Genomic DNA, 6853 nt, shown 5'->3' with positions numbered 1-6853 from the left:
ACCTCTTCTCAATTAATCGTAGCTATCGTCTGTGCCACTCTGCGCGATCGCTGCCGTAAATGCCAGTTGAGCAAATTCTTACATTGCCAGCTTTCTGCGCTTTCCTATCCGTCGAACTCACGTTAATTTATTAATGGAGAAACGAAAATGCGTAGCACCATATTTCAAGCCCCCGATTTTAATCGTGGGCTTGAATTACGAATTACGAATTATCAATTACGAATTGCAGCTACGCTGCTTGACAAGTTATTGCGCGTCTAGGCTCTACCTCAAAGCCTTCATTTAACACGAACTGTGGAGTTAAAAGAGCGCCCTACTCCCCATTCCCCATTCCTAAACATCAAAGCTTATCTATATCCCAAGTGATATTGCTTCACCATTATTTGCCACTTTTGCGAGTAAGTCGCAGACTTCTTCATCCGTAGTTTGGGGAAAGTTTTCGTACCAAAGACCAACGCTTTGGAAAGGGCTAGGTGTCGAGACACAAACAATTTTGTCTACCTCAGCTTCCAACTCATGGCAAGTTTCAGGTGCAGCAACAGGCACAGCAATCACAATCTGAGCAGGTTGCTGTTTTCGTACAGCCACAACAGCAGCCCACATAGTTGCACCCGTAGCTAAACCATCATCTACCAAGATGACCCTGCGTCCTTGTAAATCTGGGAAAGCGCTATTTGGGCGATAAAGCCGTTCTCGTCGCTCTAACTCCCGTTCTTCTTGCACCGCCACCCTAGCAATTACTTCATCGGATATCTTCACCAGACTGATAATATATTCATTGACGATCCGCACACCACCAGAAGCGATCGCTCCCATAGCTAGTTCTTCTTGATCAGGCACACCCAATTTACGTACCACCAAAATATCTAAGGGAGCATTTAATGCTTTGGCAACCTCAAAGGCAACGGGTACGCCACCCCTTGGTAGCCCTAATACCAGAACATCTGGGCGGTTAGTATAAGCGGCTAACTCTTTAGCCAAAACTTGACCCGCAAACCTCCGGTCTTTGAATCGCATGGTGTGACACTCCTGATTAGTTTACAAAAAAATTAAGTATTTACACGCATTCGCCCTTGGCTGCCTGCCTCAACCAAGAAATTCCTTAACCGAACGGTATTGGCACGGGCGCGATTTTGCAGCTGTCCAATAAACTCATCGTGTTGCATTTTCCCCCAGATTTGTCTTAATGCGTGACTTGTTATATTTTCAGATGTTCTGAACTGATCTTAGAAAGCTAAAAATTTCGTGTCCTCTGACTAACGAGGCGACATTTTCGATCTACAGTTCTATCAAACGGATGAGTTAATTTTTATCGAGGGAGATTTTCGCATCTTGGGCTGATCCCATTTCACCACTCCACACTCTACACCCGCCCCAAAATGTTTTGACAAGGGAAAAAGCTTACCGTAGGCGACAGTAAACCAATTGCCAGTTAACTTTTTTCCCAATTCCCAATGTTTATTGTTAAACTTGCACTGAGTACTTTTTTTACTTTATATTGCAAAACAATTACTTAACGATTGTTAAATGCCAAAATCTATGAAAATACAGTGATAATTCAATTGCTAATTCGTCAACTGCTACCTTATGCTTGCATTATCTTTTACTTACATGATTTTGATACAACCTTTACATTATCCTTTAATTGTAAGTGTGGGATAATACACGATATCCTCTTTCGTTAGACAATGGGTAGTATTATGCTTGGTATTTAGAGAAAAAACCTCATCCAAATTACCCGCATAACACTTTTGAATAAAAATTCATAGGGTAGAATAACTGAATATTGCTTAGATATTTTTAAAGTTCAAAGCAGGATTTTTTAATGATCAGCTTAAGTAATTCGGAAAACGGCACAGCTAACAGCACAGCAGCCACTAAAAGGCTGGCAAGGGCGATGATGGTTTCTGGTGGGGAATTCTCACTCATATTAGCTTGTTGTAACTCTGTTGAAAGGCAGCAGCAAGTGCTGAATGTGTTAACAGAATTTTCATCAGCAGACATCCACGAAATCCTCCTCTCACCTGCAACAGACACATTGTATACAGCTATTACAAGTGCGATTGGTACTACTCAACCCGAAGCTTTGATGGTACGGGGTTTAGAATCTGTAATGGAAATTAACCAATTAATCATCAGTACCAACATCATGCGAAATGAGTTTCGGAAACAGTTCCGGTTCCCGTTGGTGTTGTGGGTTAATGATGAAATTCTGTGCAAGCTAGTCTGGTTAGCACCCGATTTCAAAGACTGGGCAGCCAGTACTATTAGATTTGATGTACCTCAGAATCAGTTCGTTGAAGCTGAACAACAAGCCATCAGCGCTTAATCTTGGCTGAAATTACTTGCAAAATCTTGTATACGCTATACCGCATGGCGGAAGTCAAAAGTTAACACTGAGCGACTTGCCTTGACTTGTACTGAGCATCTCGACTTGCGGACATGGAACCGTAGCCGAAGTAGCGCAATCGAAAGGAGTCGAAGTGTCAAAAGTCAAAAAGCTTATAGGGCAGACTTTTTGGCGATTTGGAATGGGTGGTTTATTTACGTCGTACTGTACTAGGTTGAGCCGAGCAAAACGTCTGCTACGGTTCTGTAGGATTCTTTTCTAAAATTACTTTTATTGAACTCTCGCTTACGAAGGTAAGCAAAAAGTATTGCAAGCTTTTCTCGCAAGCTATTTCCCCAGACAAGGGTGTGGATTCTCTTCTCCAATAAACGGTTTTCACCTTAAGTTGGCACCAATGAGCAATGGCGTGTCCCTACCCACTACCCATTCAAATGAGAATTTCTATAAGGAACAAACAATCAGTACATCAGCGTCTGTCTTTATATCTGTTTCAGAACAGAGATCCTAAATTAATTTAAAGCGGTGAAGTTCTGGAATTATATACTTTATTATTATTGGCTGGATACTATTTATGAGTTTTATAACTCTTGACTAACATCCCTATATTATGATGAAAATCATGTTGAAAGACTACTTGAACCCCAATCAAGGGCGAATTTTCACTGTTTTGATTTTGACTGGAATTTTGTCTGTTGCTAGCGGTTTAACATTTATCAAAGGTGCTACGAGCGCTACTGCAAAGTTATCGCTAGAAACAAGCAATGAAGTTCTCAAAGCTTCGGCAAACACTCCCTCAAACAATCTGCAAAATAAATTACCCGCATCTGTAAAAAACGCTGTTTTGCAAGCCGCCTCCAAACGTTTGCAACAGCCAATTTCTCAGCTAAGAATCATTGAGTTTCAACAGCAAACTTGGAGAGATGGCTGTTTAGAATTAGCTAATGCTGATGAATTCTGTACCCAAGCTTTAGTACCAGGTTGGCGGGTGGTTGTAGGCATTGGTGAACAAACCTTGGTTTATCATACCAATCAAACAGGTTCCGCACTCAGGCTGAATGAAAAAGCTAGCTCAACTCCACTGGCCCCTGTGCAAATCCCAGTCAGCGAGTTACCACCACCATTAGCTGGACATGTAGTATTTCGGCAAATTTCCAGTGGTGGTTTTGCTGGCATAACTTACGAGACTGTTTTACTCAAAGATGGACAATTGATTCGGGTGCGGATTGGTGATGCCAATGATTCTGAGCGTAGTGTTCGCCGCGTTTCTGTGCAACAGGTGCAACAATTTCTGCGATCGCTAGAACGTTCTAAATTTAGTAAATTCAAAAATTTGAGTTACCCAGCCCCCAGTGGTGCTGCTGATTTTATCACCTACACTCTTACCAGTCAAGAAGGTACCGTTCAGTACAACGATATTTCTCGAAATAACCTGCCAAAGAATTTACAAGCAGCAGTCAAAGCCTGGAATGATCTCATAGCCAGCGCCAAATAAGAAACCTCTGCATGGATAGCGATTGTTTTAGCGCTTACAATCGAAACGATCGCTATTCATGCTGATTGCTCATAATTTGATCATGTCTGTAACCAAATGATGAAAAGGTTTATAAAGTGGTGTGTTGAGTTTCATTCTTGGTGGAATATTCGCCAAAGCAGAAAATCTCTTTTGTTTGCCGTTATAGCTACCTTGAGTGTAGTTGCTACGGTGACGCTATCGTTCCCCTTAAAGGCTCAAATTAATCTGCCGCAAACGCCCGCATCTGAGTTAAGGGGGGTGTGGTTAACAAATATTGATAGTGATGTGTTATTTAAGCGCGATCGCCTCAAGGGATCTTTGCAACGCCTTGACGAACTCAATTTTAACACCATATATCCGGCGGTTTGGAATTGGGGATATACATTGTATCCTAGCAAAGTTGCCCAAAAAGTTATCGGGCGATCGCTCGATCCCACACCCGGACTCAAAGGACGAGATATCCTCAAAGAAATTGTGGATGTGGGACATCAAAAAGGGTTAACAGTGATTCCCTGGTTTGAATTTGGCTTCATGGCACCAGCAGATTCTCTATTAGCTAAAAATCGTCCCCAATGGCTCACTAGTCGCAGTGATGGAACTCGGATTCTCAAAGAAGGTACACATAATCGCGTTTGGCTAAATCCCTTTCGCCCAGAAGTACAACAGTTTATCCAAGATTTAATTGTTGAAATTGTTAGAAACTACAATATTGATGGTATTCAATTTGATGACCATTTTGGCTTACCATCAGAATTAGGATACGATGCTTATACAGTGGCACTTTACAAGAAAGAACACCGTGGTAAAGCTCCCTCCAAAAACTTCAAAGATCCAGAATGGGTACGCTGGAGAGCTAACAAAATCACCGAGTTTATGAAACGGGTATTTACAGCCATTAAAGCCACTAAAAAAGATTGCCTGGTTTCTGTTGCTCCTAATCCTCAACGTTTTTCCTACGATTTCTTTTTAGCAGACTGGCAGAAGTGGGAAAGGATGGGAATTATTGAAGACTTAGTTTTGCAGATATATCGTGATGACTTGAATGTTTTTATCAGCGAATTAGAGTATCCAGAAGTGAAAGCAGCAAAAAGCCATATTCCAGTGAGTGTGGGCATTTTGGCTGGGTTGAAAAACCGATCTATACCGATGCAACAGATTCAGACACAAGTGCAAAAAGTACGCGATCGCAACTTTGCCGGAGTCTCTTTCTTTTTCTATGAAACCCTCTGGAACATGAGCAAAGAAAAGCCTCAAGAGCGTCAAACTGCCTTCCAGAAAATTTTTCCCACACCAACGGCTTACCCTAATTTGCTAACAGGCTGGAAACCATAAGAAAGGATGAAGGATGAAAGTTAATACTTTATCCTTCACACTTCTACTCGTCAGTCAGACTGCTCCGGTTTTGCGCTCAATCCCCGTTACAAAACTGAATTACGAATTACGAATTACGAATTACGAATTATTTTAACTAGCTTGCTGTCCAAACCGTCTCTGTAAATCAGCCTCCGCTTCCTCAATTGTCATCGGCATCTGTTTTGGAGATTGGGCACGTTTCCTGTCAATGTAGATATGGAATGCTTCATCGTCGTTGCGATGCTCCAAAATATAAGCTCTTAACTGCTCTAAAGGCATTTGTTGAAAGTTAGGTTTTGTCATCTCTGGTTTTGCTGATACTTTTGAACGAAGTCCATCAAGCTTGCTCTGTGTTCTGTACACATCGTATCAATCGCAGCAGCCGCAACACCCAAGCTATAGGCATTTTCGTTTCTTAATTGTTGGGGGTCATTTTCGTACAGTAGTCCATGTCTTTCTAATTCACTTGTAAGATATTCCTTTGTAGAATAAGCAGTTAACATACTGCATAGCATTTTTCCGTCGTGCCTGCGTTGGCGATCGCTAGTTCTGAAATATTTGCCAGCATCAGGAGCGATAGCCCGCAGTGAGAAAAATTGCTCTAGCTCAATTTCGTACTTAATATATTGAGCTTCCGTTGGGTAAATAGGATACGGCGTAGCTGGCTCGTCAAGCTTCTGCTGAACGTGCTTGGACTTCTATCTCTCGTTTTTATGACAACTGCAAGAAGGGTGTTCCGGGTTTAAAAGGATATCCCCAATTCCAAAAAGATTGTCGTTCTATTGAGTACAAAACATCAGGATGGAAGCTTGCTCTTAATCGTAAATGTATAACCTTTACTGACAAAAAAGGTATTGGAAGACTAAAACTCAAAGGTACTCGTGACCTACACTTCTACCAAATTAACCAAATAAAACGGGTAAGATTGGTAAAACGTGCGGATGGTGTGTATGTTCAGTTTTGCATTGATGTAAACCGTTCTCTTGACATAGAACCTACTGGTAACACAGTTGGGTTAGACGTTGGGCTGAAGGAATACTACACCGATTCTAACGGCGCTATGATTGACAACCCTAAGTTTCTTCGTATTGGTGAAAAAGTTCTCAGGCGTTCACAACGTCGTGTTTCCAGAAAGGTAAAAGGTTCAAAAAATCGGGGCAAGGCACGGCTTACCTTAGGTAAGCGCCACCTCAAAATAAGTAGGCAATCGTATTGCACCATGCTGTGAAATTAGCACTCTTGCTAGTTCAGTCTAACGACTTGATAGCCGTGCGTTGATTTGAGGATTAAAAATATGGTGAAGAATCATTGTCTTGCTAAGTCTATTAATGACGCATCTTGGTATCAGTTTCGTGTCTGGATTGAGTACTTTGGCAAAGTGTTTAAGCGTGTCACGGTTGCGGTAAATCCGCAATATACGAGTCAAGAATGCTCTAGCTGCGGAGTCATTGTCAAGAAATGTCTATCTACTAGAACACACGTTTGTAATTGTGGTTGTGTGATAGATAGAGAGTGCGATTCGTTAAGCCTAAATCCAAAAGGAGGGACGGCTTGCATTGGTAAAGTAACCCGAAAGGGTAGAGTTCGCACTTTAAAATCCTTTACCAATGACAACTCAATGACCATGAGGGTGACTC

The 6853-nt window shown here is 41.7% G+C and carries 6 protein-coding genes and 1 pseudogene; 4 read left to right on the top strand and 3 right to left on the bottom strand.

Translation table 11 applies throughout. The features are described from left to right. Positions 1-351: 351 nt before the first annotated feature. A complete protein-coding gene (locus tag LC653_RS43910; RefSeq protein ID WP_229501532.1) occupies positions 352-1017 on the bottom strand; it encodes a phosphoribosyltransferase in 666 nt (221 codons plus the stop codon). Positions 1018-1825: 808 nt separating this feature from the next. On the opposite strand from LC653_RS43910, the gene LC653_RS43905 reads away from it, so the two are divergent. The 3 genes from LC653_RS43905 to LC653_RS43895 all read left to right on the top strand — a co-directional run bounded on the left by LC653_RS43905 (position 1826) and on the right by LC653_RS43895 (position 5195). Continuing rightward, complete coding sequence (locus LC653_RS43905) at positions 1826-2329, top strand: hypothetical protein (protein WP_229501531.1); 504 nt, start codon at positions 1826-1828, stop codon at positions 2327-2329. A 631-nt stretch (positions 2330-2960) separates the two neighbouring features. After that, positions 2961-3842, top strand: a complete 882-nt coding sequence (locus tag LC653_RS43900; RefSeq protein WP_229501534.1) for a DUF8738 domain-containing protein — start codon at positions 2961-2963, stop codon at positions 3840-3842. 99 nt (positions 3843-3941) lie between these two features. Next, the gene (locus tag LC653_RS43895) at positions 3942-5195 is read left to right on the top strand and encodes a glycoside hydrolase family 10-like protein (RefSeq protein ID WP_229501533.1); all 1254 of its coding nucleotides are present in this window, start codon (positions 3942-3944) and stop codon (positions 5193-5195) included. 132 nt (positions 5196-5327) lie between these two features. Here the strand turns inward: LC653_RS43895 and LC653_RS43890 are convergent, their stop codons facing one another. Both LC653_RS43890 and LC653_RS43885 read right to left on the bottom strand, forming a co-directional pair. Beyond that, complete coding sequence (locus LC653_RS43890; protein WP_229501530.1) at positions 5328-5519, bottom strand: DUF6887 family protein; 192 nt, start codon at positions 5517-5519, stop codon at positions 5328-5330. Next, positions 5516-5719 (bottom strand): hypothetical protein, encoded by a 204-nt coding sequence (locus LC653_RS43885; RefSeq protein WP_229501529.1) that lies wholly within the window; start codon positions 5717-5719, stop codon positions 5516-5518. The genes LC653_RS43890 and LC653_RS43885 overlap by 4 nt, the downstream gene beginning before the upstream one ends. Before the next feature lie 158 nt (positions 5720-5877). On the opposite strand from LC653_RS43885, the pseudogene LC653_RS43880 reads away from it, so the two are divergent. Then, a pseudogene (locus LC653_RS43880) lies at positions 5878-6729 on the top strand (RNA-guided endonuclease InsQ/TnpB family protein); the annotation flags it as partial. Positions 6730-6853 lie beyond the last annotated feature (124 nt).

It is taken from the genome of Nostoc mirabile CHAB5784 (genome assembly GCF_020829645.1).
In the GTDB taxonomy this organism is placed as follows: domain Bacteria; phylum Cyanobacteriota; class Cyanobacteriia; order Cyanobacteriales; family Nostocaceae; genus Nostoc; species Nostoc mirabile.
Note: the sequence above shows the minus strand (reverse complement) of the source record. Positions and strands in the feature narration are given on the sequence as shown.

Excerpts from the sequence above, each read along its gene's own strand:
- LC653_RS43910 (WP_229501532.1), bottom strand. The coding sequence starts at position 1,017 with ATGCGATTCAAAGACCGGAGGTTTGCGGGTCAAGTTTTGGCTAAAGAG.
- LC653_RS43905 (WP_229501531.1), top strand. The coding sequence starts at position 1,826 with ATGATCAGCTTAAGTAATTCGGAAAACGGCACAGCTAACAGCACAGCA.
- LC653_RS43900 (WP_229501534.1), top strand. The coding sequence starts at position 2,961 with ATGAAAATCATGTTGAAAGACTACTTGAACCCCAATCAAGGGCGAATT.
- LC653_RS43895 (WP_229501533.1), top strand. The coding sequence starts at position 3,942 with ATGAAAAGGTTTATAAAGTGGTGTGTTGAGTTTCATTCTTGGTGGAAT.
- LC653_RS43890 (WP_229501530.1), bottom strand. The coding sequence starts at position 5,519 with ATGACAAAACCTAACTTTCAACAAATGCCTTTAGAGCAGTTAAGAGCT.
- LC653_RS43885 (WP_229501529.1), bottom strand. The coding sequence starts at position 5,719 with ATGTTAACTGCTTATTCTACAAAGGAATATCTTACAAGTGAATTAGAA.